The sequence below is a fragment of the Aeromonas sp. A04 genome (assembly GCF_047780465.1).
GTDB classification, from domain to species: Bacteria; Pseudomonadota; Gammaproteobacteria; order Enterobacterales; family Aeromonadaceae; genus Aeromonas; species Aeromonas bestiarum.
In genome coordinates this window covers 62,769-87,542 of the sequence record NZ_JBLNHP010000007.1, presented here as the reverse complement: position 1 = coordinate 87,542, position 24,774 = coordinate 62,769, and the positions used below count along the sequence as shown (strand labels likewise).

The following is a 24,774-nucleotide window of genomic DNA, read 5'->3' as shown; positions in this document are numbered from 1 at the left end:
TTGATGCAAATCAAGTGTCTATTTATATATCTCCTCAGGGGTAATTCGATACAATTCAAAGCTATACATAAATAGGTATACCAGTGGTGCATTCTGGGCTTTGGTTGTCATGGAGCAAGGGGGGCAAGAGGGGGAGCCCGTCTGGCCAGGCATGATGAAAGAAAACACCTCGGCAGAGGTGCTTTCACTGTGCGGCATCCGGGTGGCGCTGCGGGTTGTGGCGGCGCAGATCAGCGCTCTTTCGGGATGGCCTGATAGGGGGCGCGGGCGCAGGTTTCACGGATGAGGGTGCGCAGCCAGCGGTGAGCCGGATCGGCGTCCAGCCGTGGGTGCCAGAGCAGGGCCAGGGTGATGCCGGGCAGGGGGAAGGGCAGGGGCAGAGTCACCAGATCGGCGTGCAGGGAGGCGCAGTGCAGGGCGGGCACGGTGGCCACCAGATCGCTGCCCCGCACCAGCGCCAGCGCAGTGGCAAAGCCCGGCACCAGGGTGGCGATGGCACGCTCCAGCTTCAGGGCGGCGAGCGCCTCATCGACGGGGCCGTGCTCCTGCCCGCGCCGCGACACCAGCACATGGCGGGCGGCGGCATAGCGGACTGCGGTCAGGGGCCCCTCGCACAGTGGATGGCCCGGCCGCACCACGGCGACGAAGCGATCCTGGAACAGCGCCTGGGTATGCAGCTCGGGTGCCGTATTGGTGCCGATCACGCCGGTTTCAAAATCCAGCTCACCGCCGCGCAGGGGCTGACTCTCCTTGTCGGGCTTGGCCATGAAATGCAGCCGCACCCCGGGCGCTTCGGCGGCGAGCCGCGCCAGCAGCGCCGCCCCGACACTCTCCACGAAACCGTCGCTGGATCTGAGACGAAAGGTGCGCACCAGGTGAGCCGGATCTATCTCCTGCTGGGGGCGCAGCACGGCCTCGGCCTCCTGCACCAGCTGGCTGACCCGCTCGCGCAGGGCCAGGGCGCGTGGGGTGGGCACCAGCCCCCGGCCCGCCCGCACCAGCAGCGGATCCCCGGTCGTCTCACGCAGGCGGGCCAGCGCCCGGCTCATGGCGGAGGGGCTGAGGCGCAGCCGTCTGGCGGCACCGGCCACGCTGCCCTCATCGAGCAGCGCATCCAGGGTGATCAGCAGGTTGAAATCAGGGGTGCTCATGGTCGTGCCCTCGCCGGCCTGGTATGCGGGGTGATCAGCCGATGGCGATCATATCTGTGTGCTGACTCATCATACGCGAGAATCCATGGCTTCATATGGCGTGTCGTGCAGCTATAAGCTGCATCTCGTGCGTCTTCCGCCGGATCAGCGTCAGGGCTAGCCTTGTGGTCATCCTGGTTCGCTTGAGGTCACATCCATGTCATACCCCAGCATAATTCCCTCTCCCTGGGTTCGCCGTGCCGGCTTGCTGGCACTCGGCCTCGCCACCCTGTTGCCCATGCTGGCGGGGAGCATGGCCAACATGGCGCTGCCCGCGCTGGGACAGGCGTTTGCCGCCCCCTTCGCCAGCCTGCAGTGGGTGCTGGTGGCCTATCTGCTGGGGATCACCAGCCTGACCCTGATGGCCGGCCGGCTCGGCGACAGGTTTGGCCGGCGCCGTCTGCTGCTGGGGGGCGTGGCGCTGTTTGCGCTGGCATCCCTGCTGTGTGCCCTGGCGCCGACCATAGGCTGGCTGATTGCGGCGCGTGTCCTGCAGGGGATCGGTGCGGCCTGCATGCTCTCTCTGGCGCTGGCCATGGTGGGGCAGCTTGTACCTGCGGCGCAGCGTGGCCGGGGCATGGGGCTGCTCGGTACCCTGTCGGCCTGCGGCACTGCCCTTGGTCCCTCGTTCGGTGGCCTGCTGATCGGCGGGTTTGGCTGGCAGGCCCCCTTCCTGCTGCTGGTGCCCGTCAGTCTGCTGGCGCTGGGTGCCGGCATGGTCGGCCTGCCACCTGAGGGGGCTTTGCCACAAAGAGAGAGGGTGACGCTGGTGAGCCTGTCGATGCTGGTGGTGGCGCTGCTCTGCTACGGGCTGGCGCTGACCTCGGGGGGCGCCCTGGCGCTGGGCTGGTGGGCGGGAGCACTGCTTGGCACTGCCTTGTTCGTTCGCCGCGAGCGCCGTGCCCGTTTCCCCCTACTGCCGCTGGCACTGCTGGCCGACTCCCGGCTCAAGGGTGGCCTGCTCGCCAGTGCGCTGGTGGCCAGCGTCATGGTGCTGACCCTGCTGATCGGCCCCTTCTACCTGCACGGCGTGTTCGAGCTCGACATGGCGATGGTCGGGCTCATGATCTCCGGCGGACCCCTGCTGGCGGCCCTGACGGGCATGCCTGCCGGCTGGCTGGTGGACAGGTTAGGTTCGCGCCGGGTCGCTCGGCTGGGGTTGATGGCCATGATGAGCGCGCTCCTCGGGCTGGCCACCCTGAGCGCCGGATATGGCCCGCTCGGTTATCTGCTGCCCATACTGCTGCTGACCGCCGGCTATGCCCTGTTCCAGACCGCCAACAACAGCGCCGTGGTGGGGGCGGCAACCGAACAGGCGCGGGGGGCCGTGGCCGGCTTGCTGACCCTGTCGCGCAATCTGGGCCAGCTGACGGGGGCGGCCGGACTCGGTGGCCTGTTTGCCATCCTGGTGGGAACGCCCAACCTGGCCACGGCCATGCCGGCGGATCTGGTGTTCGGCATGCAGACTAGCTTTGCCCTGAGCGGCCTGCTGATTGGCGCCGCGATCTGGCTGACGGGAAGAGGCCACAGTGGCGCGCCGGTCGAAACTATCCAGGGGGGAGCCGAAAACGAAGACGCCTCCGCAAGGGAGGCGTCTTGAATGATGACGGTAGGGCGCGCTTACAGGATAAAGCGGCTCAGATCCTCGTCTTCGATCAGCGCCCCGAGGTGGGCGTTGACGTAGTCGGCGTCTATGGTGAAGGTCTCGCCGGACTTCTCGGAGGCGTCGTAGGAGATGTCTTCCATCAGTCGCTCCATCACTGTGTGCAGGCGGCGGGCACCTATGTTCTCGGTGCGCTCGTTGACCTGCCAGGCCGCTTCGGCCAGACGGCGGATGCCATCCTTGGTGAACTCGATCTTGACCCCTTCGGTGGCCATCAGCGCCTGGTACTGATCGGTGAGCGAGGCGTTCGGTTCGGTCAGGATGCGCTCGAAGTCATCCGTGGTGAGCGCGGTCAGCTCGACCCGGATCGGCAGGCGACCCTGCAGCTCGGGGATGAGATCCGACGGGCGGGCCACCTGGAAGGCACCGGAGGCGACAAACAGAATGTGGTCTGTCTTGACCATGCCGTGCTTGGTGTTGACGGTGCAGCCTTCCACCAGCGGCAGCAGGTCGCGCTGCACCCCTTCGCGGGAGACGTCCGGGCCCGAGCTCTCGCCACGCTTGCAGATCTTGTCGATCTCGTCGAGGAAGACGATGCCGTTGTTCTCGACCGCGGCGATAGCCTTCTGCTTCAGTTCCTCCGGGTTGACCAGACGGGCCGCTTCCTCTTCGATCAGCGCCTTCATGGCCTCTTTGACCTTGATCTTGCGCTTCTTCTTCTGGTTCTGACCCAGGTTCTGGAACAGCCCCTGCAACTGGCTGGCCATCTCTTCCATGCCCGGCGGGGTCATGATGTCGACGCCCATGGGGCTGGCTGACAGCTCGAGTTCTATCTCCTTGTCATCCAGCTGGCCTTCCCGCAGCTTCTTGCGGAAGATCTGGCGGGTGTTGGAGTTGTCGGCCTTCTCCTCCTCGCCCCAGCTGTTGCGCGGGTTGGGCAGCAGGGCGTCGAGGATGCGCTCCTCGGCGGCTTCCTCGGCGCGGTATTTCATCTTCTCCATCTCGGTCTCGCGCACCAGCTTGATGGCGACGTCGGTCAGATCGCGGATGATGCTGTCCACTTCCTTGCCCACATAGCCCACCTCGGTGAACTTGGTGGCTTCCACCTTGATGAAGGGGGCGTTGGCCAGCTTGGCCAGACGACGGGCGATCTCGGTCTTGCCGACCCCGGTCGGGCCTATCATCAGGATGTTTTTCGGGGTCACCTCGTGGCGCATCTCTTCATCGAGCTGCATCCGGCGCCAGCGATTGCGCAGGGCGACGGCGACGGCACGCTTGGCGTCGGCCTGACCAATGATGTGTCGGTCCAGCTCGTGGACGATTTCTCTCGGGGTCATCTCGGACATGATGGCATTCCTGTATCCGGGGCGGGCAGGGCCCACCCCTTGCAAATGGGGGGCTTACTTGGGCTCGGCTTCTTTCGGATCGTAATTCAGCACTTCGACCGTGTGATGCTGGTTGGTGAAGACGCAGATGTCGCCCGCGATCTTGAGGGACTTCTCGACGATGCTCTTGGCGTCGAGATCCGTGTTCTCCAGCAGGGCGGTGGCGGCGGACTGGGCGAAGTTGCCGCCCGAGCCGATGGCGATCAGGTCATGCTCCGGCTGCACCACGTCGCCGTTGCCTGTGATGATGAAGGATTTGTTTTCATCGGCGACCGCCAGCAGGGCCTCGAGACGGCGCAGGGCGCGATCGGTGCGCCAGTCTTTGGCCAGCGCCACGGCGGCGCGTTCCAGATTACCCTGATGGGCCTGCAGTTTGGCTTCGAAGCGCTCGAGCAGAGTGAAGGCATCGGCGGTGCCGCCGGCGAAACCTGCCAGCACCTTGCCGTTATAGAGACGATGAACCTTGCGGGCGTTGCCCTTCATGACGGTGTTGCCGAGGGATACCTGGCCATCACCACCTATCACGACTTGGCCGTTGCGGCGGACAGAAACTATGGTAGTCACTTTACTTACCTCGCTTGAGCCGAATAACGGCCTGACTGTGCATGGCAAGAAAGATGGGGATGGGTTTGGCGCTTTTCAACCCTGGCGGATTATCCGCAACGGGTCGACTGCCGTTGAGACGCGTGGCGCAGAAAAGAAAAGGGCCGAGTCTTCAACCCGGCCCTGATCACTCATCCGCTGGCGGCGGTCACCCCTTTTTGGGGATACAGCCGCTGATGCCGGAGCCTTGCAGCTTGCGGTTGGCCGCATCGACGGCCGCCTTGCCGCTGAAGGGACCCACCATCACCTTGTAGACGGTGCCGTTGGCGCCATTCACCACCTGCAGGCTGGAGGAGAGGCCGGCACCGAAGGCGATACGTGCCTTGAGCGACTCGGCAGAATCCTGCGAGCGCAGGGCGGCGCACTGCATCATGTAGCGACCGCTGTCCGCCGCTGCGGTTTGTGCAGACTGGGTCGCTGCCTGAGCCCTGGCGGCCTCGGCGCGCTCCCGTTCCAGCTCGGCCCGCAGTTCACGCTCCATCCGTTCCCGCTCGGCCTTGCGGTCGATCACCTGCTCCTGGGCACTGGCCACGGGGGCTGGCTTGGCGGGTTGAACCGGTTGCGGCTTGTAGGGCTGCACCTGACCAATGGGCGTACCCGGCTGGGGAATGTCGGTCGGCACCGGCTGCGGCAGTTTCTCCGGTTGCAGAGTCAGGGTCTGGGCAGGGGGCGGTGGCAGCACACCCGGTTGGGGGGGCGGCTCAGTGATATCGACCTGCTTGTTCTCCAGCCGTTCGATATAGCTCCACTTCTCCTGCGGCAAGCCGTTGTTCTGCGTCTTGGGCTTGTTGGCCTTGACCTGTTCTTCAATGGTGGGGGCATCGCTGCCCTTGCCGTTGATCATGTAGAGGAAGCCGCCGAACCCTGCCAGCAGCACCCCGGCCAGCAGTGCCGGGATAACAGGAAAGCGGCGAGGTGCCGCTTTCTTGGTGTTACGACCACCGGCCCGTCTTCTCGGGCTGTTGCCGACGTAATCCCGGGTTGCCATCTATTACATGCGCTCCAGGGTATGGATACCCAGCACGCCCAGACCCAGTTTCAGGACCTTGGCGGTGGCTGCGCACAGCAGCAGACGGCTCTGGCGGGTGGCTTCGTCGACGCCATCCTTGTTGATCGGGCAGGCTTCGTAGAAGGTCATGAAGTTGCCGGACAGCTCGTACAGGTAGGTACAGAGCAGGTGCGGCATGCCCTTGTCCGCCACACCGTTGACCGCATCGGAGAACTGGATCAGCTTCTGGGCCAGCACCTCTTCGGCTTCCTCGTTCAGGGTCACAGTACCGGTCAAGGTCTCGGCATTGACACCGGCCTTGCGGAAGATGGACTGGATCCGGGTGTAGGCGTACTGCAGGTACGGCGCCGTGTTGCCTTCGAACGACAGCATCATGTCCCAGTCGAAGATGTAGTCTGTGGTGCGGTTCTTGGAGAGATCCGCATACTTGACCGCACCCATGGCGATGGCGTGGACCACTTCGGCCTTCTCTGCGGCGGAGAGATCGCTGTTGCGGTTCTCCAGCAGGGCGCTCGCGCGCTCCTCAGCTTCGTTGAGCAGATCGACCAGCTTGACGGTGCCGCCGGAACGGGTCTTGTAGGGACGGCCATCCTTGCCCAGCATCATGCCGAAGGCGTGGTGCTCGAGCGGCACGGATTCCGGCACATAGCCCGCCTTGCGGGTGATGGTCCAGGCCTGCATCAGGTGCTGGTGCTGACGGGAGTCGATGAAGTACATGACGCGGTCGGCACCCAGTGTCTCATAACGGTATTTGGCACAGGCGATGTCGGTGGTGGTGTAGAGGAAGCCGCCATCGCTCTTCTGGATGATGACGCCCATGGGCTCGCCATCCTTGTTCTTGAATTCGTCCAGGAAGACGACAGTGGCCCCTTCGCTCTCGACCGCCAGCCCGCGGGCTTTCAGGTCGTCCACGATTTGCGGCAGCATGTCGTTGTACATGGACTCGCCCATGATGTCCTTGTTGGTCAGGGAGACATTCAGGCGGTCGTAGTTGATCTGGTTCTGCTCCATGGTCATGTCGACCAGCTTCTTCCACATGGTGCGGCAGTATTCATCGCCACCCTGCAGCTTGACCACGTAGTTACGCGCACGCTCGGCGAAGACTTCGTCTTCGTCATAGCAACGCTTGGCCTGGGTGTAGAAGGCTTCGAGATCCTTGAGTGCCATGTCGGAGGCGTGCTCGTTGGCCATCTTCTCCAGATAGGCGATCAGCATGCCGAACTGGGTGCCCCAGTCACCGATATGGTTGGCGCGTACCACCTTGTGGCCGAGGAATTCCAGGGCACGGGCGGCTACGTCACCGAGCACGGTAGAGCGGATGTGGTGCACTGCCATCTCTTTGGCCACGTTCGGCGCCGAGTAGTCCACCACCACTGTTTGTGGGGTCGGCAACTTCACGTTGGCGTTGGCAGAGGTCACCATGGCTTCCACCTGGCCGGCCAGCCAGCGCTGGTCGAAGAAGAAGTTGATGAAGCCGGGGCCGGCGATCTCGACCTTGGCGATCAGGTCCGAGGCGGGCAGGTGCTCTATGATGGCAGCGGCCAGCTCACGGGGGTTCTTGCGGGCCGGTTTGGCCAGCAGCATGGCCAGGTTGGTGGCCAGGTCACCGTGAGCCTTCTCCTTGCATCGGTCTACTTGCACCCGGGCTTCCAGGTCCGCCGGCAACACGCCCGCTGACTTGAGATTGGCTACCGTTTGTTCAAGTAGATGATGAATATGCTCTTTCATAACTGACCACCAAGGTTGCGCGTCGAAAAATGACTGATATATAAGGGCGTGAATTTTACCCGCATCGGCCCGAGAAAACTATAGGGACGGCCCGCCGGAGTTGGTCGGGCGGATATTTCACTGCATTTGTCACCAGTATCCAGAATATTCAATGGATTAAATGGTGCTTATCCATTTCTACTGCATATCGAAGCGGCTTGTCCAGGCTATTTTCCCCTGATTGTTAAGGGTTTTTTTATTCCAACTCGGTCTGAATGATCTGCCCGTCCACGGCGGTCGTATCAACAGGTATCTTCCACAGAGGAATATCCTGATGAAACTGGCGCTGTTTCCCCTCTCGGCTCACCTGCTGCCCGGTGGCATCATGCCGCTGCGCATCTTCGAGCCCAGATACCAGCGCATGATCGCCGAGGCGGGAGATCAGGGCTTCGTGCTCTGCATGCTAGACCCCCGCCAGCCCGATGCGCTGCGCAACATGTACCCCATCGCCACCCGGGTGCGGATCATCGATTTCGATCAGCTGCCGGACGGTCTGCTGGGCATTACCGTGCTCGGCATGGAGCGGATCAGGATCGTCGATCTGTGGCAGGAGCCCGATGGGCTGAGGGTCGGCGAGGTGGCGCTGCTGCCGCCCTGGCAGACGGGCAGGCTCAATGCCGATCAGCACTCCCTGGCCAGGGCGCTGCAGGAGGTGTTCAACGACTACCCGGAATATGCGGCCCTCTACCATGATCCCGACTGGGACGATGCCAGCTGGGTGGCCCAGCGCTGGCTGGAGGTGCTGCCCATTCCCGTGGAACAGAAGCAGTGGTTGCTGGCGGCGGACGACAACCAGCCTGCGCTCTCCCTGCTGAGCGGCCTGCTGGTTGCCAGCCATTGAGTGCCAATTTGCGGCCCGCCTGTGATCCTTTTGCCACGCCCGGCGTAATGGTGATGACCACAACATTCAAGGCATGGCGCAATGGCATATACTGGCCAACCCCAATCGACTCAGCGCAGGATATCGCCCCCCATGGACAATCCAGATGGCGATCTGAAGTCTCTTCTCATCCGGGTTGCCGAGCAGGCCGACAAGGCCGCCTTCGCCCGCCTGTTTCATCACTTCGCGCCGCGCATCCGCAGCTATGGGTTGCGTCACCTCGGCAGCGAGGCTAACGCCATGGAGCTGGTGCAGGAGACCATGCTGCTGGTGTGGCAGAAGGCCCGCCTCTACCACCCCGAGAAGGGGGCGCCGACCACCTGGATCTACACCGTCATGCGCAACCAGAGTTTCGACATGCTGCGCCGCCGCCGTGCCAGCAAGGAGGATCTCTGCGCCGAGGAGCTGTGGCCCATGCTGGAGTTCAGGGCGGAAGAGGAGCACCTGAGCGGTGGTGAGGATGCCGTGCTGACCTGCCAGATGGCGCACTACCTCGCCACCCTGCCGGAGCCGCAACAGCAGGTGGTGCGTGGCATCTATCTGCAGGAGTTCTCCCAGCAGGAGCTGGCGGAGCGACTCGGCGTGCCGCTCGGTACCATCAAATCCCGCCTCAGACTGGCATTACAGAAATTGAAAGAGCAAGTGGAGCAAGGCCATGATTAAAACTCATCCGACTCACGCCATGTTGCGCGCCTTCGCCGCCGACGAGCTGTCCCTGCCGCTGGCCGTCGGTGTCTCCGCCCACTGCGAGTTCTGCCCCGAGTGTGCTGCCAGTCTGCGAGCCTGCGAAGAGGAACTGGCCCGCCAGTATCTGGAGCCGGCAGAAGATCAGCCGGCAACGATGAGCGAGGGCATGCCGGTGGCACTCGATGCCATGCTGGCCGGCATACTGCAGCAGCCGGTCGCCACTGTGGCAGCACTCAGCCAGTTGGCGCCCCCCCAGCCCGAGTTGCAGGTGGCGGGCCAGTCATACCGCTTGCCCAGGGTGCTGGCGCGTCACCATGCCCCCAAGTGGCGTCACATTGGCGCCATTCGTCAGCACAGTCTGCCGCTGGACGAGCTGGGGGCCCGCGCCAGCCTGCTGCACATAGAAGCCGGTGGCCGCATCCCCGAGCACACCCATCAGGGCTATGAGCTGACCCTGCTGCTGGCAGGCACCATCGAAGATGGCGACACCTGCTATCAGGCGGGGGACTTCATCTGGCGCGATGCCAGCCATGCCCACAGCCCGCACACCCCGGACGGCTGCCTCTGCTACACGGTGCAGGATGCGCCGGTACAGTTCACCAAGGGGCTGTCGCGGCTGCTCAACGGCATCACCCATCGCCTCTATTGAGGACGGGCAACAATAGAAAAAGGGACCGACAGGTCCCTTTTTTCATGGTGTCGCGGCCGGATCAGGCAACGAATACCAGGTAGACGGCGAAGGCCACCACGAAGCGGTAGATGGCGAACGGGATGAAGTCGAGACGACGGATCAGCGCCAGGAAGGTCTTGATCGCTATCATGGCGACCACGAAGGCGGTGACGAAGCCCACCGCAAACATGGGGAAGTCGGCCATGGAGAGCAGGTCGCGGCTCTTGTAGAGATCCAGTCCGCTGGCGGCCACCATCATGGGCACCGCCAGGATGAAGGAGAACTCGGCCGCCGCCTGGCGACTGATCCCCATCAGCATGCCGCCGCTGATGGTGGCGCCGGAGCGGGAGAAGCCGGGCCAGAGCGCCAGGCACTGGAACAGGCCTATGCCAAACGCCTGCTGGTAGCTGATGTCATCCAGGGTCTCGGAGCGTACCGCCGGGCGAAACTTCTCGGCGATGATCAGCAAGATGCCGCCGGCGACCAGGGCATACATCACGGTTTCCGGGCCGAACAGGTTGGCCTTGATCCAGCTGTGAATGGCGAGACCTATGAGTACGGCGGGCAGCATGCCGAGGATGATGTGGACCAGGGAGAGGGTGGCGTGATCCTGCGCCGGCTTCTGGCCGAAGTGGATGCCAATCAGGCCGAACAGGCGGCGCCAGAAGACGGCCACGACCGCGAGAATGGAGCCCATCTGGATCACCACTTCGAAGGTGGCGGCCTTGGGGCCTTCGAAGCCCAGCAGGTGGCCGACGATGATCATGTGGCCGGTCGAGGAAACGGGCAGAAACTCGGTCAGGCCCTCTACTATGCCCAGCACGAAGGCGACAAACAGGGCGTAAGACTCTGTCATGGTTCAGATCTCTTGGTTGATTGGTCCGGATGAAGTCGGCCCCGGGCTGAGCCGGGGCGACCAATGATGGAGGAAAATCAGACGGGCAACCAGTGAATATTGGGGCCTCCCCCTGGCAATGGGGGAGGTTGAGAGCGGGTCAGGCCAGGGTGGCTTCTATCTGTCGTTGCAACGCCTCGTCCAGCGGGGGCAGGGCCAGGGCTTCGACCGCGCTCACTATCTGCTGGGGGCTGCTGGCGCCGATCAGGGCGCAACTCACCACGGGATCGCGCAACACCCACTGCAACGCCAGCTGTGACAACTCCTGCTCCCGCTGTTGTGCCAGGGCGTGCAGGGCCTGGATCCTGGCCAGCTTGTCCGCGGTGATCTGCTCCGGCTTGAGGAAGGGGCTGCCGCTGGCGGCGCGAGAGTCCGCCGGTATGCCGGCCAGATAGCGGTTGCTGAGCAGGCCGCCCGCCAGCGGCGAGAAGGCCACCACGCCCACCCCCTGTTCGCGGCAGACCGGCAGGGTGTCGGCTTCGATGTCGCGCTGGAACAGCGAGTATTTGAGCTGATTGACCAGACAGGGGGTGCCCAGCTCCGCCAGCCGGGCGGCGGCCTGTGCAGCGAGTGGGGCCGGGTAGTTGGAGAGGCCGACATAGAGCGCCTTGCCCTGACGCACCATGAGCGCCAGCGCCTGACAGGTCTCCTCCAGCGGGGTGCGGGGATCCGGCCTGTGGTGATAGAAGATGTCCACATAGTCGAGGCCGAGCCGGCGCAGGCTCTGGTGCAGGCTGGCAAACAGGTACTTGGCGCTGCCGCCATCTCCGTAGGGGCCGTCCCACATCACATAGCCCGCCTTGCTGGCGATGATCAGCTCGTCTCTGTAGGGGGCCAGACTGCCCTTGAGCACGCGGCCGAAGGTAGTCTCGGCGGAGCCGGGGGGCGGCCCGTAGTTGTTGGCGAGATCGAAGTGGGTGATACCGAGATCGAACGCCTGATGGACCATGGCCTTCACCCTGGCGGGATCGCTCCCCTCGCCGAAGTTGTGCCAGAGCCCGAGACCAATGCTGGGCAGGCGCAGGCCGTGGCGGCCCGCGGGTCGATAGGGCTGGCGCTGATAGCGGTCGGGCGCGGCCAGGTAGTGTTCATCCATAACGACTCCTTGCGTGGACTTGTTTACGAGCTGATGTAATGGGTAACCCCGGGCCCTCTTCATTCGCTATGTCTGCGTGGGAGAAGAGGGCGCGGGGCCAGAGTGTAGCTGCATGATGACGCCATCTCGGCCTCGCCTGTGGTTGTCAGCGTAGGTCTGCCGGAGGGCATCGGGGTCAGCTGGCGGCGATAAAGCGATAACGGGTCTGGTGGTGGTAGTAGTGCCCCGGTAGCAGCCAGGGGTTGCCGAGCTCGGGCCGGTTGGGGCTGTCCGGCAACTGCTGTGCCTCCAGACAGAAGCCGTCATAATCCTGATGCGGCTGGCCGCTGCGGCTCGGGGTGTTGGCCAGCCAGTTGCCGGTGTAGAACTGCAGCGAAGGCTGGTTGCTGTAGACCTCCATCGCCAGCTGCCGATCGCCGGAGATCACTCGCGCGGCCCAGGTCTGCTCCGGGCCATCATGCTGCGGATGATTGAGCAGGAAGGCATGATCGTACCCCCTGGCCTGCCGTTGCTGGGGATGGCTCAGCCAATCCTGGCCCATGGGGCGCGGGGCGCGCAGATCGAAGGGGCCTTCCACCGGCGCAATGGCCAGCGGCAGACCGCTCTCATCGGTCGGCAGAAAGCGATCGGCGTTGAGGCTGATGGTGTGGTCGCGCACATCGCCGCCCCCATCCAGGTTGAAGTAGGCGTGACTGGTGAGGCTGACCGGGGTCGGCGCATCCGTGCTGGCCCTGAAATCGACCACCAGATCGTACTGCTCCAGCCGGTACTCCAGAGTCACCCGCAAGTTGCCGGGAAAGCCCTGATCGCCCGCCTTCGACAGCAGGACGAGCTTGACCCTGTCCGCCTCCAGCTCCTTGATCTGCCAGCGCTGGCGATGAAACCCCTCCCGTCCGCCGTGCAGGCAGTGAGGGGCCTGATTGGCATCCAGCGGCCAGTGCTGGCCATCGCGCACCAGTTCGGCGCCGCCGATGCGGTTGGCAAAACGCCCCGCCACCGCACCCAGCCACACCTGCTGCGCAGGATAGGCCTCATCGGCGCAGCCCAGCAGCACCTCGCGGTGCTTGCCCGCGACCGGCAGGGTGAGGGAGGTGAGGGTGGCGCCCACATCGAGGCCGCGCAGGCGCAGCCCCTCTTCGTTTTCCAGCTCGAACGGGATCATGGCGTTGCTCATAGCTTGCCTGCAGCTGTGTCGCCGATCCGGCAGACGTAGCCGTCGGCCTGCATCATAAATGGGCTCATAGTTTTCCCGCCCCCGCGCTGGCACGGCAGACATAGCTGTCGGCCTTGAGGCCGAAGCGGGCCGGATACTCGGCGTCGACGGCGGCAATCACCTCGGCGACCTGTGCCGGGCGCAGCAGGGCAACCACGCAGCCGCCGAAGCCACCGCCCGTCATCCGCACACCGCCTTCGCGGCCAAGCCTGGCCTTGATGATCTCCACCAGACCGTCGATGGGAGGCACGGTAATCTCGAAGTCATCGCGCATGGCGGCGTGGGACTCGGCCATCAGTTCGCCGAGACGCACCAGATCGCCGGACTCCAGCGCATCGGCGGCGGCCAGGGTGCGGGTATTGTCGCCCACCACGTGGCGAGCGCGGCGGTAGCAGACCTCATCCAGCCCGGCCTTGCCCGCCTCCAGCGCGGCCATGTCGAGGTCGCGCAGTGCCTTGACCCCGTAGTGGCGGGCGGCGGTTTCACACTGCTGACGGCGGGTGTTGTATTCGCTGTCCACCAGGCCGCGGCGCACGTTGGAGTTGACGATCAGCACCGCCAGATCGGGGGGCATGGGGATGAGGCGGGTCTGGAGCGAGCGGCAGTCGAGCAGCAGGGCATGATCCTGCTTGCCGCTGGCGGAGATCATCTGATCCATGATGCCGCAGTTGCAGCCGACGAACTGGTTCTCCGCCTGCTGGCCGTTGAGCGCGATCTCGGCCTGGCTGATGTCGAGCCCCAGCGCCTCCTTGAAGGCCTGGCCTATGGCCACCTCCAGCGAGGCGGACGACGACAGGCCTGTGCCCTGCGGCACGTTGCCGGAGACCACCAGGTTGAGGCCGCGCAGCGCATGGCCGCGCACCTGCAGGTATTTCACCACGCCGCGGATGTAGTCGCTCCAGCGCTGATCTGCATGGTGGGTGATGGGCTGGTTCAGATCGAACAGGTCGCGCTGGTTGCCGTAGTCGGCGGCGATCACGTGCACCAGGCTGTCATCGCGCAGGCCGATGGCGACGCAGGTCTCGTAGTCGATGGCGCAGGGCAGCACGAAGCCGTCGTTGTAGTCCGTGTGTTCGCCGATGAGGTTGACGCGACCGGGGGCGCGCACCAGCAGGTCGGGTTGCTGCTCAAACTGCTCTGCAAAAACGGCGCTGACGCGTTGGCTGGGGGTCATAAGGCCTCCTCATTGGCTTGGCTGATCGGGTTGTAGTGAATGGGGCTCAGGGCGTGCAGCCGTTCCGCGGCTTGCTCCGGGGTTGGAACACATTGACTGGGTTTCATCGCTTCTCCCCGTCGGCCTGGTTGTAATGAATGGGGCTCAGGGCACGCAGTCGTTCTGCCGCTTGTTCCGGTGTCAGATCGCGTTGGGTTTCTGCCAGCATCTCGAAGCCCACCATAAATTTGCGCACCGTAGCGGAGCGCAGCAAGGGCGGATAGAAGTGGGCGTGCAGTTGCCAGGCTTCCGGGCAGTCGGAGCGAGGCGGCGCGAAGTGCCAGCCCATGGAGTAGGGGAAGCTGCACTCGAACAGGTTGTCGTAACGGCTGGTGAGCTCCTTGAGCGCCACCGCCAGATCCTGCTGCAGCTCGGGGGTGAGGCCGAGCAGGGAGGGCACATGGGTCTTGGGCAGCAGCAGGGTTTCGAACGGCCAGGCGGCCCAAAAGGGAACGACGGCCAGCCAGTGTGCTGTTTCCACTACGATGCGGGTGCGATCCGCCAGCTCCCGCTCCACATAGTCGACCAGCAGCGGGCGGCCGTGCCCGGCCAGCCAGTCGCGCTGGTGCTGCTCTTCGCGGGCGATCTCGTTGGGCAGAAAATCGCTGCCCCACAGCTGGCCGTGAGGGTGGGGGTTGGAGCAGCCCATGACGGCGCCCTTGTTTTCAAACACCTGCACCCATGCCCACTGGGCTGACAGCTCGGCCACCTGTTCCATCCAGGTGGTGATCACCGCCTCTATGGCGGGCAGCGGCAGCTCGGGCAGTGTCTTGCCGTGATCCGGCGAGAAGCAGATGACCCGGCTGGTGCCGCGGGCGGCCTCCAGCTTGAGCATGGGATCCTGTGCCGCGTCGGTGGCCGGGGTGTCCTGCATCAGGGCGGCGAAGTCGTTGGTGAAGACGAAGGTGCCCTGATAGTCCGGGTTCTGGTCGCCGGTGACGCGCTGGTTGCCCGCGCAGAGGAAGCAATCCGGATCGTGGGATTGGCTCGGCGCCTGACTGACCTTCTCGACCTGGCCTTGCCAGGGGCGCTTGGCCCTGTGGGGGGAGACCAGCACGTATTGACCGGTCAGCGGGTTGAAACGACGGTGGGGGTGATCAACCGGGTTGAACATCATCACTCCTCATTACCTGATGAAATGGATGGATTGGCCGCCTGCTGGGCGGACGAGGGAGGGCGAGTCGCACTGGGCCTGTTCACGCCTAGTACCCCTGCGGATTGGCGGACTGCCAGCGCCAGCTGTCGGTGCACATGGTTGCGAGGTCGCGGCTGGCACGCCAGCCCAGCTCGCGCTCGGCCTTGGCTGGATCGGCCCAGCACTCGGCGATGTCGCCTGGGCGCCTGGGTTCGATGCGATAGGGCAGCGGCCGACCGGAGGCGGCTTCGAACGCTGCGACCATCTGCAACACGCTCTGGCCCTGGCCCGTGCCCAGGTTGTAGACGTGTACGCCCCCCTGCCTGGCGCAATGTTGCAACGCCTTGACGTGCCCCTCGGCGAGATCCATCACGTGGATGTAGTCGCGCACCCCGGTGCCATCGACGGTGGGGTAATCGTTTCCAAAGACGGAGAGAGAGTCGCGGCGGCCGATGGCGACCTGGGTCAAAAACGGCATGAGGTTGTTGGGTATGCCCTGGGGATCTTCCCCCAGGGTGCCTGAGTCGTGGGCGCCGACCGGATTGAAGTAGCGCAACAGCGTCATGCTCCAGTGGGGCTCGGCCCGCTGCAGATCCTCGAGGATCTCCTCGATGATCAGCTTGGATCGCCCGTAGGGATTGGTGGCGCTGCGGGGGAAATCCTCCCGGATGGGCGTGCTGGCCGGATCGCCATAGACGGTGGCCGACGAGCTGAACACCAGGCTGCTGACCCCGGCGCGTTTCATCGCCTGCAGCAGGGTGAGGGTGCCGCCCAGATTGTTCTCGTAGTATTCGAGGGGGAGACGGGTTGATTCACCGACCGCCTTGAGGGCGGCGAAGTGGATCACGGCGGCTATCTGTTGCTCGCCGAAGATGCGATCCAGCAGGGCCGGATCACGAATGTCCCCCTGATAGAAGAGGGGTTCACGCCCGCTGATGGCGGCGATGCGAGCCAGTACACCCGCCTTGCTGTTGCAGAGGTTATCCACCACCACGGGTTCCATTCCCGCGGCCTGCAAGGCCAGACAGGTGTGGCTGCCGATGTAGCCGCAGCCGCCGGTGACCAGTACTTTCATCCTCTTCTCCACGCTAAAAAAGCCTGTGAAGGAGTCTAGCCGAGGCTCCGACGGGTAAACTGTGAACTGGTTAACAAATATGTGGAAACGATTACACTTGTTGATGTGGTCATAAATGCAGCTATGTGGCTTTTTCCCCTGTTATCAGTGACATTGCTCGGTATAATGGCGCCGTCTTGAACCGTGAAATAAGTGAAAACAGCATGAGCACCATCAAGGATGTCGCCCGTTTGGCCAAGGTATCTGTGGCAACGGTTTCACGGGTGATGAACAACTCACCCAAGGCCAGTGCCGCCTCCCGCGAGGTGGTGCAGAAGGCCATGGCCGAGTTGGGCTACACCCCCAACGCCAATGCCCGTGCGCTGGTCAGCAGGACCTGTGACACCATGGGGGTGCTGGTGGGTGACGTGGCGGATCCCTTCTTCGGCGCCCTGATCAAGGGGGTCGCGGCGATTGCGGTGGAGCAGGGGTTGCACCTGTTGATGGGTAATGGTTTTCACCGGGCGCAGCAAGAGCGGGAATCCATCGAGCTGCTGATCGGCAAGCGCTGCGAGGCGCTGGTGGTGCACAGCAAGGCACTGAGCGATGAGGAGCTGATCGACTACGCCCAGCGGGTGCCCGGCATGGTGTTGATCAACCGCGACATCCCGGCCCTGAAGGGGCGCTGTATCGCCCTCAACAACCGGCAGGGGGCCGCCACGGCGACCCGTCATCTGCTGGAGCTGGGCCACCGCCACATCGCCTTCCTCAGTTCGGATCACGTCATCGAGGATGCCACCTTGCGGCTGCAGGGTTATCAGGATGCGCTGGCCGAGGCTGGGCTGTTCGCCGATCCCGAGCTGGTGGAGAGCGGCATGCCCAACGAGGAGGGGGGGGAGCGCGCCATGCTCAACCTGCTGGCCAAGGGACAGCCCATCACGGCCGTGGTGGCCTACAACGATGCCATGGCGGCCGGCGCCATCTCTGTGCTGGCCGACAACGGCCTCAAGGTGCCGGAGGAGGTCTCGGTGGTGGGTTTCGATGACATCATCTACGCCAGATACCTGAGACCCAAGCTCTCCACCATGCGCTATCCCATCGAGCTGATGGCGGCCCAGGCGGCCAAGCTGGCATTGCAGCTGGCGGCGGGTGAGTGCGAGTCGGTGCAGAGCCGCATTTACACGCCGACCCTGATCAATCGCCACTCCGTGGCACCCGTGCGGGCCTGACCCCCTCTATTCACGCCTCTTTCCTCCCCCGGATCGCCGTTTTTCAGGCCTGTGATCCGGGGGCTCGGTCTTTTACCTTCATTTAGCTCATTTTTACCCTGTTTTACTTAACAAAATCAGTGTAATCGTTTACATCTGTGTGAGCGGGATCGCCGATCACCGGGCAAAACTCCCCTACACTGCATACGTTTTCGGCGTTCATGCAGGGAGAGAGAAGAATGCTCAGGGAGATAGTGGCCCGTCAGGATTGGCAGACTCAGGCGATTACATCGGTGAATCGTCTGGCTGCCCATACCCCCTTGTTCAGCTGGCGCAGTGAGGCCGACGCCCGTGCCGATCTCGCTTCGCCGTCCCGCCTGCTGCTGGATGGCGAATGGCGCTTTTCCTTCTTCGAGGCGCCCGAGCGGGTGCCCGATGGCTGGCTGACGCAGGATCTGCCGCAGGCGTGTGCCATCAGGGTGCCGGGCAACTGGCAGCTGGATGCCGCCTACCCGGCGTCGCGTCCGCTCACGGACGGCCCCATCTACACCAACATCAAGTATCCCTTCCCCTGCGATCCGCCCAGGGTGCCGGCCGCCAATCCGACCGGCTGCTACTCTCGCGAGTTCGAGTTGCCTGCCGACTGGCTGGTCGGCGGCCAGACCCGCATCATCTTCGACGGCGTCGACAGCGCCTTCTACCTGTTCTGCAACGGCCGCTGGGTGGGTTACTCCCAGGACAGCCGGCTGCCTGCCGAATTCGATCTGAGCCCCTTCCTGCAGGCCGGCGGCAACCGGCTGGCTGTGCTGGTGCTGCGCTGGTCCGATGGCTCCTATCTGGAGGATCAGGACATGTGGCGCCTGAGCGGCATCTTCCGCTCCGTCAGTCTGCTGCACAAACCGGCCCGTCATCTGATGGATATCCGGGTTACGCCCGAGCTGGATGCCTGCTATCGGGATGCTCGTCTCAAGATCGAGCTGCAGGCCGCCAACGCAGCGGGCCTGTCGGTGGAGGTCAGCCTCTACGACGGCACAGAGCGGGTGGCCAACCTGCGTCAGCGGCTCGGCACGGCAGCCATCGACGAGAAGGGGGCCTATGACGATCGCGCCGAGTGTTGGCTCGAGGTGGCGGCCCCACGCAAGTGGAGCGCCGAGACGCCTCACCTCTACCGATTGACCCTGACCCTGCTCGGCGAGCAGGGCGAGCCCATCGAGAGCGAAGCCTATGACGTGGGCTTTCGGGCGGTGGAGATCAAGGGCGGTCTGCTGCGGGTCAACGGCCAGCCCCTGCTGATCCGCGGCGCCAACCGGCACGAACACGATGCAGCCAGGGGCCATGTGGTAACTCCTGCCGCCATTGAGCAGGACCTACTGCTGATGAAGCGGCACAACTTCAACGCGGTGCGCTGCTCCCACTACCCCAATCACCCCGAGCTTTATCGCCTGTGCGACCGGCTCGGCCTCTATGTGGTGGACGAGGCGAATCTGGAGACCCACGGTATGACCCCCATGGGGCGGCTGGCGCGGGATCCGGCCTGGAGCAACGCCTTCCTGGAGCGGGTCACCCGCATGGTGGCGCGCGACTTCAACCACCCCTGCATCATCATCTGGTCCCTTGGCAACGAGTCGGGCTATGGCCCGGCCCACGATGCCATGTATGGCTGGGCCAAGCAGGCGGATCCGAGCCGTCCGGTGCAGTACGAAGGGGGCGGGGCCGACACGGCCGCCACCGACATCATCTGCCCCATGTATGCTCGCACCCATCAGGACCAGCCCTTCCCGGCGGTGCCCAAGTGGGCGCTGGCCAAGTGGATCGGCCTGCCGGGAGAGACCCGGCCACTCATCCTCTGCGAATACGCCCACGCCATGGGCAACAGCCTGGGGGGCTTTGCCCACTACTGGCAGGCGTTTCGCGATCATCCCAGGTTGCAGGGTGGCTTCGTGTGGGATTGGGTGGATCAGGGGCTCGACAAGCAGACCGACGATGGCCGTCACTACTGGGCCTATGGCGGCGATTTCGGCGACCAGCCCAATGACCGCCAGTTCTGCTGCAACGGCCTGCTGTTCCCGGATCGGACGCCCCATCCCGCCCTGTTCGAGGCGAAACGGGCCCAGCAACCTTTCGTGCTGACACTGCAAAGCCTGCAGCCCCTGGTCGTTTGTCTGACCAGCGAGCATCTGTTCCGCATTACGGACAACGAGTTGCTGCGCTGGCAGCTGTGCGAGAACGGCCTTGTGCTGCGGCAGGGTGAATGCCCACTCAGTCTGGCGCCCCGGGCCAGCGTGGTGCAGACCCTGCTGGATGCGCTGCCAGCCTTTGCGGCGGGCTCCCTCGCCTGGCTGGATCTGGCCATAGTGCAACCCGCCGCCACGGCCTGGGCCGAGCCGGAGCATGAGGTGGCGCGTCAGCAATTTATGCTGCCAACGCCGATGGCGATACCGGCGGCGTTTAACCCCGCCGCGATAAAGGAGCAGCCGGATCATTGGCTCGTCTGCGCGGCTGGCAGCGAGTGGCAACTGGACAAAACCAGTGGCCGCATCCGCAGTTGGCAGAAACATGGCCGCGAACGGCTGCAGGATGCCATTGCCGATCACTTCTATCGCGCGCCGCTCGACAACGACATAGGCGCCAGCGAGGCGGATCACATAGATCCCAACGCCTGGATTGCCCGCTGGCAAGGCGCCGGACTCAACGAACTTGAGCATCGCTGTCTTGGACTGGAGGTGGATCCCCATCATGGCCGCGTGCTGGTCAGGCACGGTTACTTTGTCCAGGGGGTACTCAAGCTGTCGACCCGCTGGCAGCACAGCTTCGGTGCGGACGGCGCCATGGCGCTCACCATAGCCGTCGAGGTTGCGGCCGGCATGCCGTCGTTGCCCCGCATCGGCGCCCTGCTCTGGCTGGTCGACGAGGTGGCAGAGTTGAGCTGGCTGGGTCTGGGCCCTTACGAGAACTATCCGGATCGCCTGCTCGGTGCCGACTTCGGCCGCTGGCAGTTGCCGCTGGCGGACCTGCATACCCCTTATGTGTTCCCGACCGACAACGGGCTGCGTTGTGATACCCGTCAACTGCAGCTTGGCGAGATTGCCGTCGAGGGCCAGTTCCATTTCAGCGTCAGCCGCTACAGCCAGCAGCAGCTGGCCCTGGCCCGTCACCAGACAGATCTGGTGGCCGAGGGGGGCCTGCATCTCTGCCTCGATGGCTTCCACATGGGGATTGGGGGCGATGACTCCTGGAGTCAGAGCGTGCGACCGGAATATTGGTTGCAGCCGGGCGGCTACTATTGGAACTGTGTTCTACGCTGAATCTGAGCCATGGTTGGGTCGACTGAGGTGGCGATAAGGCCTCAGTCGAAAATGATTACTCATAACCATATGATATTTAATTGTTTTGTTGCTATGTAACAGAGTGTAAACGTTTTCATTTTGTTGTCAGGATCACAGAACATCACACAACAAACTGATTACATTAGGCTGGCGCCAGTTCAATTGGTGTACAGCATTCCCTACAAAAAACAGATAGAGAGATCGGAGCATAACAATGAAAAAAATCACGACAATTGCCGCCGTGCTGATGAGCCTGATGGCAGGAGCCACTGCCCATGCCGAAACCCGTATCGGGGTGACAGTCTATAAGTACGACGACAACTTCATGGCTGTGGTGCGCAAGGCAATCGAGAAGGAAGCAGCGGCAAACCCGGGTGTGGAGCTGCTGATGAATGACTCCCAGAATGACCAGTCCAAGCAGAACGATCAGATCGACGTGCTGCTGGCCAAAGGGGTGAAGGCCCTGGCGATCAACCTGGTTGACCCGGCGGCGGCCCCTGTCGTGATCGAGAAGGCCCGTGGCGAAGATGTGCCCGTGGTGTTCTACAACAAGGAGCCGAGCGCTGCCGATCTGGCCAGTTATGAGAAGGCTTACTACGTGGGTACCGACTCCAAGGAGTCAGGCATCATCCAGGGTCAGCTGATCGCCAAACACTGGAAAGCCCATCCCGAGTGGGATCTGAACAAGGATGGCGTCATCCAGTTCGTACTGCTCAAGGGCGAGCCGGGCCACCCGGATGCGGAAGCCCGTACCACCTATGTCATCAAGACCCTGAACGACGGTGGCGTCAAAACCGAACAGCTGCACATGGATACAGGTATGTGGGATACCGCCATGGCCAAGGACAAGATGGATGCCTGGATCTCCGGCCCCAACGCCAGCAAGATCGAAGTGGTCATCGCCAACAATGACGGCATGGCGATGGGTGCCGTTGAATCTCTGAAAGCGCAAGGCAAGACCGCCATCCCGGTATTTGGCGTCGATGCGCTGCCGGAAGCCCTGGCCATGGTCAAGAGCGGTGCCATGGCGGGTACAGTGCTGAACGATGCGGCCAACCAGGCGAAGGCCACCTTCGAGCTGACCAAGAACCTGGCTGAAGGCAAACCGGCCGGTGAAGGCACCAAGTGGAACATAGTCGACAAGGTCGTCCGTGTTGCCTACGTCGGTGTGGATAAAGACAACCTGTCCCAATTCGAGTAATTCCCCCCTCCAGGGCAAGGGAGATCCCCTTGCCCTTTTTTCAACCAGATGTGATGGCTGATATGACAACACAGCAACAATCAGAATGGCTGTTGGAGATGATTGACGTCAGTAAGAGTTTTCCTGGCGTCAAGGCACTCGATAAAGTCAATTTACGGGTCCGTCCTCATTCTGTGCATGCGTTGATGGGCGAGAACGGGGCAGGAAAATCCACGCTGCTCAAATGCCTGTTCGGCATCTATGAGAAGGATGAGGGCAAGATCTTCTTCAAGGGACAGGAGATCAACTTCACCTCCTCCAAAGAGGCGCTGGAGAATGGCGTCTCCATGGTGCACCAGGAGCTGAACCTGGTGTTGCAACGCACTGTAATGGACAACATGTGGCTCGGTCGCTATCCCACCAAGGGCTGGTTCATCGACCACGGCAAGATGTATGACGACACCAAGCACATCTTCGACGAGCTGGATATCGACATAGATCCCAGGGTCAAGGTGGGCACGCTTTCGGTGTCCCAGATGCAGATGATCGAGATCGCCAAGGCGTTCTCCTACGATGCCAAGATCGTCATCATGGATGAGCCGACCTCCTCCCTGACCGAGAAAGAGGTCAATCATCTCTTCAAGATCATCAACAAGCTGAAAGAGAAGGGCTGCGGCATCGTCTATATCTCCCACAAGATGGAAGAGATCTTCCAGCTGTGTGACGAGATCACCATATTGCGGGATGGCCAGTGGGTGGCGACCCAGCCGCTCGAGGGCATGACCATGGATCAGATCATCGGCATGATGGTTGGCCGTGAACTGACCCAGCGCTTCCCGGAAAAAACCAACCAGCCGAAAGAGGTGATCCTCGAGGTGGAGCATCTGACGGCCAAGAACCAGCCCTCCATCCAGGACATCACCTTCGATCTGCACAAGGGGGAGATCCTCGGCATCGCCGGGCTGGTGGGGGCCAAGCGTACCGATATCGTCGAGACCCTGTTCGGCATTCGCGATCGCAACGAGGGCGTCATCAAGCTGCACGGCAAGGTAGTGGCGAATCACACGGCGCACGAGGCCATTCAGAACGGATTCGCGCTGGTGACGGAAGAGCGCCGTTCCACCGGCATCTACTCCCGCCTCGATATCGCCTTCAACTCCCTGATCGCCAACATGGACAGCTACAAGAGTTCCATGGGGCTGCTCAGCAACAACAAGATGAAGAGCGATACCCAGTGGGTCATCGACTCCATGCGCGTCAAGACCCCGACCCAGCAGACCCAGATCGGCTCCCTGTCCGGTGGCAACCAGCAGAAGGTCATTATCGGCCGCTGGCTGCTGACCCAGCCGGAGATCCTGATGCTGGATGAACCGACTCGCGGGATTGACGTGGGTGCCAAGTTCGAGATCTACCAGCTCATCCTGGAGCTGGCCAAGAAGGACAAGGGCATCATCATCATCTCCTCAGAGATGCCGGAATTGCTGGGGATCACGGATCGCATCATGGTGATGAGCAATGGCCGGGTCGCCGGGATCGTCAATACCAAAGAAACTGACCAGAGCGAGATACTGCGCCTGGCATCTCTGTACCTTTAGAGACAGGAAGACATTTATGGAGTCGGCTAAAAATTTCAATCTGATGCAGGCGCTCAAAGAGAACGGCATCTATGTGGTGTTGCTGGTGCTGCTCATGATCATAGTGATCAAGGAGCCATCCTTCCTGAGCCTCACCAACTTCAGCAACATACTGACCCAGTCCTCGGTGCGGGTCATCATAGCGCTCGGGGTGGCGGGCATCATCATCACCCAGGGTACGGATCTGTCGGCCGGTCGCCAGGTTGGCCTGGCGGCGCTGATTGCGGCCACCATGTTGCAGGCACTGACCAACGTCAACAAGGTGTTCCCCAGTCTGGGGGAGGTGCCCATTCCTGTGGTGATCCTGCTGGTGTGTGCCGTGGGTGCCCTGATAGGCCTGGTCAACGGTCTGATCGTGGCCTATCTCAATGTGACCCCGTTCATTACCACCTTGGGTACCATGATCATCGTCTACGGCATCAACTCCCTCTATTTTGATTCCGTGGGCGCCTCACCGGTGGCCGGCTTCGATCCTCGTTTCTCGAGCTTCGCGCAGGGCTTCATCAAGCTGGGAGGGTTCAAGCTATCCTATCTCACCTTCTATGCCGCCATCGCCAGCGTCTTTGTCTGGGTGCTGTGGAACAAGACCCGCTTTGGCAAAAACATCTTCGCCATCGGCGGCAACCCCGAGGCGGCCAAGGTCTCCGGCGTCAATGTGGCGGTCAACCTGGTGATGATCTATGCCCTGGCGGGTGTCTTCTACGCCTTCGGCGGCATGCTGGAAGCGGGTCGCATCGGCAGTGCCACCAACAACCTGGGCTTTATGTATGAGCTGGATGCCATCGCGGCCTGCGTGGTGGGCGGTGTCTCGTTCGCCGGGGGCGTGGGGACGGTTGCCGGGGTGATCACAGGCGTGCTCATTTTCACCCTGATCAACTATGGTCTGACCTATATTGGAGTCAGCCCTTACTGGCAGTTCATCATCAAGGGCGGCATCATCATACTGGCGGTGGCCCTGGACTCCATGAAGTACGCCAAGAAGAAATAACGATTGGCAGAGGGGGCTGGCCATGCCGGCCCTCTCTT

General features: G+C 62.9%; 20 protein-coding genes. 9 read left to right on the top strand and 11 right to left on the bottom strand.

The window, feature by feature from the left end; translation table 11 throughout:
- Window positions 1-230: 230 nt before the first annotated feature.
- Window positions 231-1,151 (bottom strand): LysR family transcriptional regulator, encoded by a 921-nt coding sequence (locus ACM3N8_RS18200; RefSeq protein ID WP_021138453.1) that lies wholly within the window; start codon window positions 1,149-1,151, stop codon window positions 231-233.
- A gap of 196 nt (window positions 1,152-1,347) precedes the next feature.
- Between ACM3N8_RS18200 and ACM3N8_RS18195 the strand changes: the two genes are divergently transcribed.
- The gene (locus tag ACM3N8_RS18195; RefSeq protein ID WP_290018698.1) at window positions 1,348-2,790 is read left to right on the top strand and encodes an MFS transporter; all 1,443 of its coding nucleotides are present in this window, start codon (window positions 1,348-1,350) and stop codon (window positions 2,788-2,790) included.
- A 20-nt stretch (window positions 2,791-2,810) separates the two neighbouring features.
- On the opposite strand, the gene hslU is transcribed toward ACM3N8_RS18195, so the two are convergent.
- From hslU to argS, 4 genes are all read right to left on the bottom strand, one after another.
- Entirely contained in the window at window positions 2,811-4,139 is a 1,329-nt protein-coding gene (gene hslU, locus ACM3N8_RS18190) for an HslU--HslV peptidase ATPase subunit (protein ID WP_043142767.1), read from the bottom strand.
- Between the two features lie 54 nt (window positions 4,140-4,193).
- Entirely contained in the window at window positions 4,194-4,742 is a 549-nt protein-coding gene (gene hslV / locus ACM3N8_RS18185) for an ATP-dependent protease subunit HslV (RefSeq protein ID WP_043142765.1), read from the bottom strand.
- 187 nt (window positions 4,743-4,929) lie between these two features.
- Window positions 4,930-5,769 carry an SPOR domain-containing protein gene (locus ACM3N8_RS18180; protein WP_290018697.1) on the bottom strand — a complete coding sequence of 280 codons (840 nt, stop codon included), beginning with the start codon at window positions 5,767-5,769 and terminating at the stop codon, window positions 4,930-4,932.
- A 3-nt stretch (window positions 5,770-5,772) separates the two neighbouring features.
- Entirely contained in the window at window positions 5,773-7,518 is a 1,746-nt protein-coding gene (gene argS, locus ACM3N8_RS18175; RefSeq protein WP_065403480.1) for an arginine--tRNA ligase, read from the bottom strand.
- A gap of 313 nt (window positions 7,519-7,831) precedes the next feature.
- On the opposite strand from argS, the gene ACM3N8_RS18170 reads away from it, so the two are divergent.
- The 3 genes from ACM3N8_RS18170 (at window position 7,832) to ACM3N8_RS18160 (ending at window position 9,773) form a co-directional block, all read left to right on the top strand.
- Window positions 7,832-8,398, top strand: coding sequence for an LON peptidase substrate-binding domain-containing protein (locus ACM3N8_RS18170; RefSeq protein ID WP_290018695.1), 567 nt, complete (start codon window positions 7,832-7,834; stop codon window positions 8,396-8,398).
- A 132-nt stretch (window positions 8,399-8,530) separates the two neighbouring features.
- Window positions 8,531-9,100, top strand: a complete 570-nt coding sequence (locus tag ACM3N8_RS18165; RefSeq protein WP_416016471.1) for a sigma-70 family RNA polymerase sigma factor — start codon at window positions 8,531-8,533, stop codon at window positions 9,098-9,100.
- Complete coding sequence (locus ACM3N8_RS18160) at window positions 9,093-9,773, top strand: ChrR family anti-sigma-E factor (protein WP_416016470.1); 681 nt, start codon at window positions 9,093-9,095, stop codon at window positions 9,771-9,773. The genes ACM3N8_RS18165 and ACM3N8_RS18160 overlap by 8 nt, the downstream gene beginning before the upstream one ends.
- Before the next feature lie 61 nt (window positions 9,774-9,834).
- Here the strand turns inward: ACM3N8_RS18160 and bacA are convergent, their stop codons facing one another.
- The 6 genes from bacA to galE all read right to left on the bottom strand — a co-directional run bounded on the left by bacA (window position 9,835) and on the right by galE (window position 16,421).
- Window positions 9,835-10,650 carry an undecaprenyl-diphosphate phosphatase gene (gene bacA / locus ACM3N8_RS18155; protein WP_043142751.1) on the bottom strand — a complete coding sequence of 272 codons (816 nt, stop codon included), beginning with the start codon at window positions 10,648-10,650 and terminating at the stop codon, window positions 9,835-9,837.
- A 139-nt stretch (window positions 10,651-10,789) separates the two neighbouring features.
- Window positions 10,790-11,785: an aldo/keto reductase gene (locus ACM3N8_RS18150; RefSeq protein ID WP_416016469.1), complete on the bottom strand. Its 996-nt coding sequence runs from the start codon at window positions 11,783-11,785 to the stop codon at window positions 10,790-10,792.
- 175 nt (window positions 11,786-11,960) lie between these two features.
- Window positions 11,961-12,959 (bottom strand): galactose-1-epimerase, encoded by a 999-nt coding sequence (galM, locus tag ACM3N8_RS18145; protein WP_416016468.1) that lies wholly within the window; start codon window positions 12,957-12,959, stop codon window positions 11,961-11,963.
- A gap of 64 nt (window positions 12,960-13,023) precedes the next feature.
- Window positions 13,024-14,172 carry a galactokinase gene (gene galK / locus ACM3N8_RS18140; RefSeq protein ID WP_103472285.1) on the bottom strand — a complete coding sequence of 383 codons (1,149 nt, stop codon included), beginning with the start codon at window positions 14,170-14,172 and terminating at the stop codon, window positions 13,024-13,026.
- Window positions 14,173-14,275: 103 nt separating this feature from the next.
- A complete protein-coding gene (locus ACM3N8_RS18135; RefSeq protein WP_416016467.1) occupies window positions 14,276-15,325 on the bottom strand; it encodes a UDP-glucose--hexose-1-phosphate uridylyltransferase in 1,050 nt (349 codons plus the stop codon).
- A gap of 88 nt (window positions 15,326-15,413) precedes the next feature.
- Window positions 15,414-16,421: a UDP-glucose 4-epimerase GalE gene (gene galE, locus ACM3N8_RS18130; protein ID WP_416016466.1), complete on the bottom strand. Its 1,008-nt coding sequence runs from the start codon at window positions 16,419-16,421 to the stop codon at window positions 15,414-15,416.
- Between the two features lie 203 nt (window positions 16,422-16,624).
- On the opposite strand from galE, the gene ACM3N8_RS18125 reads away from it, so the two are divergent.
- The 5 genes from ACM3N8_RS18125 (at window position 16,625) to mglC (ending at window position 24,736) form a co-directional block, all read left to right on the top strand.
- On the top strand, window positions 16,625-17,629 hold the full coding sequence (locus ACM3N8_RS18125; RefSeq protein ID WP_042870263.1) for a substrate-binding domain-containing protein: 1,005 nt from the start codon (window positions 16,625-16,627) through the stop codon (window positions 17,627-17,629).
- A 218-nt stretch (window positions 17,630-17,847) separates the two neighbouring features.
- Window positions 17,848-20,913, top strand: a complete 3,066-nt coding sequence (locus tag ACM3N8_RS18120; protein WP_416016465.1) for a beta-galactosidase — start codon at window positions 17,848-17,850, stop codon at window positions 20,911-20,913.
- Between the two features lie 235 nt (window positions 20,914-21,148).
- Entirely contained in the window at window positions 21,149-22,135 is a 987-nt protein-coding gene (gene mglB / locus ACM3N8_RS18115; RefSeq protein WP_043142734.1) for a galactose/glucose ABC transporter substrate-binding protein MglB, read from the top strand.
- 53 nt (window positions 22,136-22,188) lie between these two features.
- The gene (gene mglA / locus ACM3N8_RS18110; protein ID WP_043142972.1) at window positions 22,189-23,709 is read left to right on the top strand and encodes a galactose/methyl galactoside ABC transporter ATP-binding protein MglA; all 1,521 of its coding nucleotides are present in this window, start codon (window positions 22,189-22,191) and stop codon (window positions 23,707-23,709) included.
- A gap of 16 nt (window positions 23,710-23,725) precedes the next feature.
- Window positions 23,726-24,736 carry a galactose/methyl galactoside ABC transporter permease MglC gene (gene mglC, locus ACM3N8_RS18105; RefSeq protein WP_042870254.1) on the top strand — a complete coding sequence of 337 codons (1,011 nt, stop codon included), beginning with the start codon at window positions 23,726-23,728 and terminating at the stop codon, window positions 24,734-24,736.
- Window positions 24,737-24,774 lie beyond the last annotated feature (38 nt).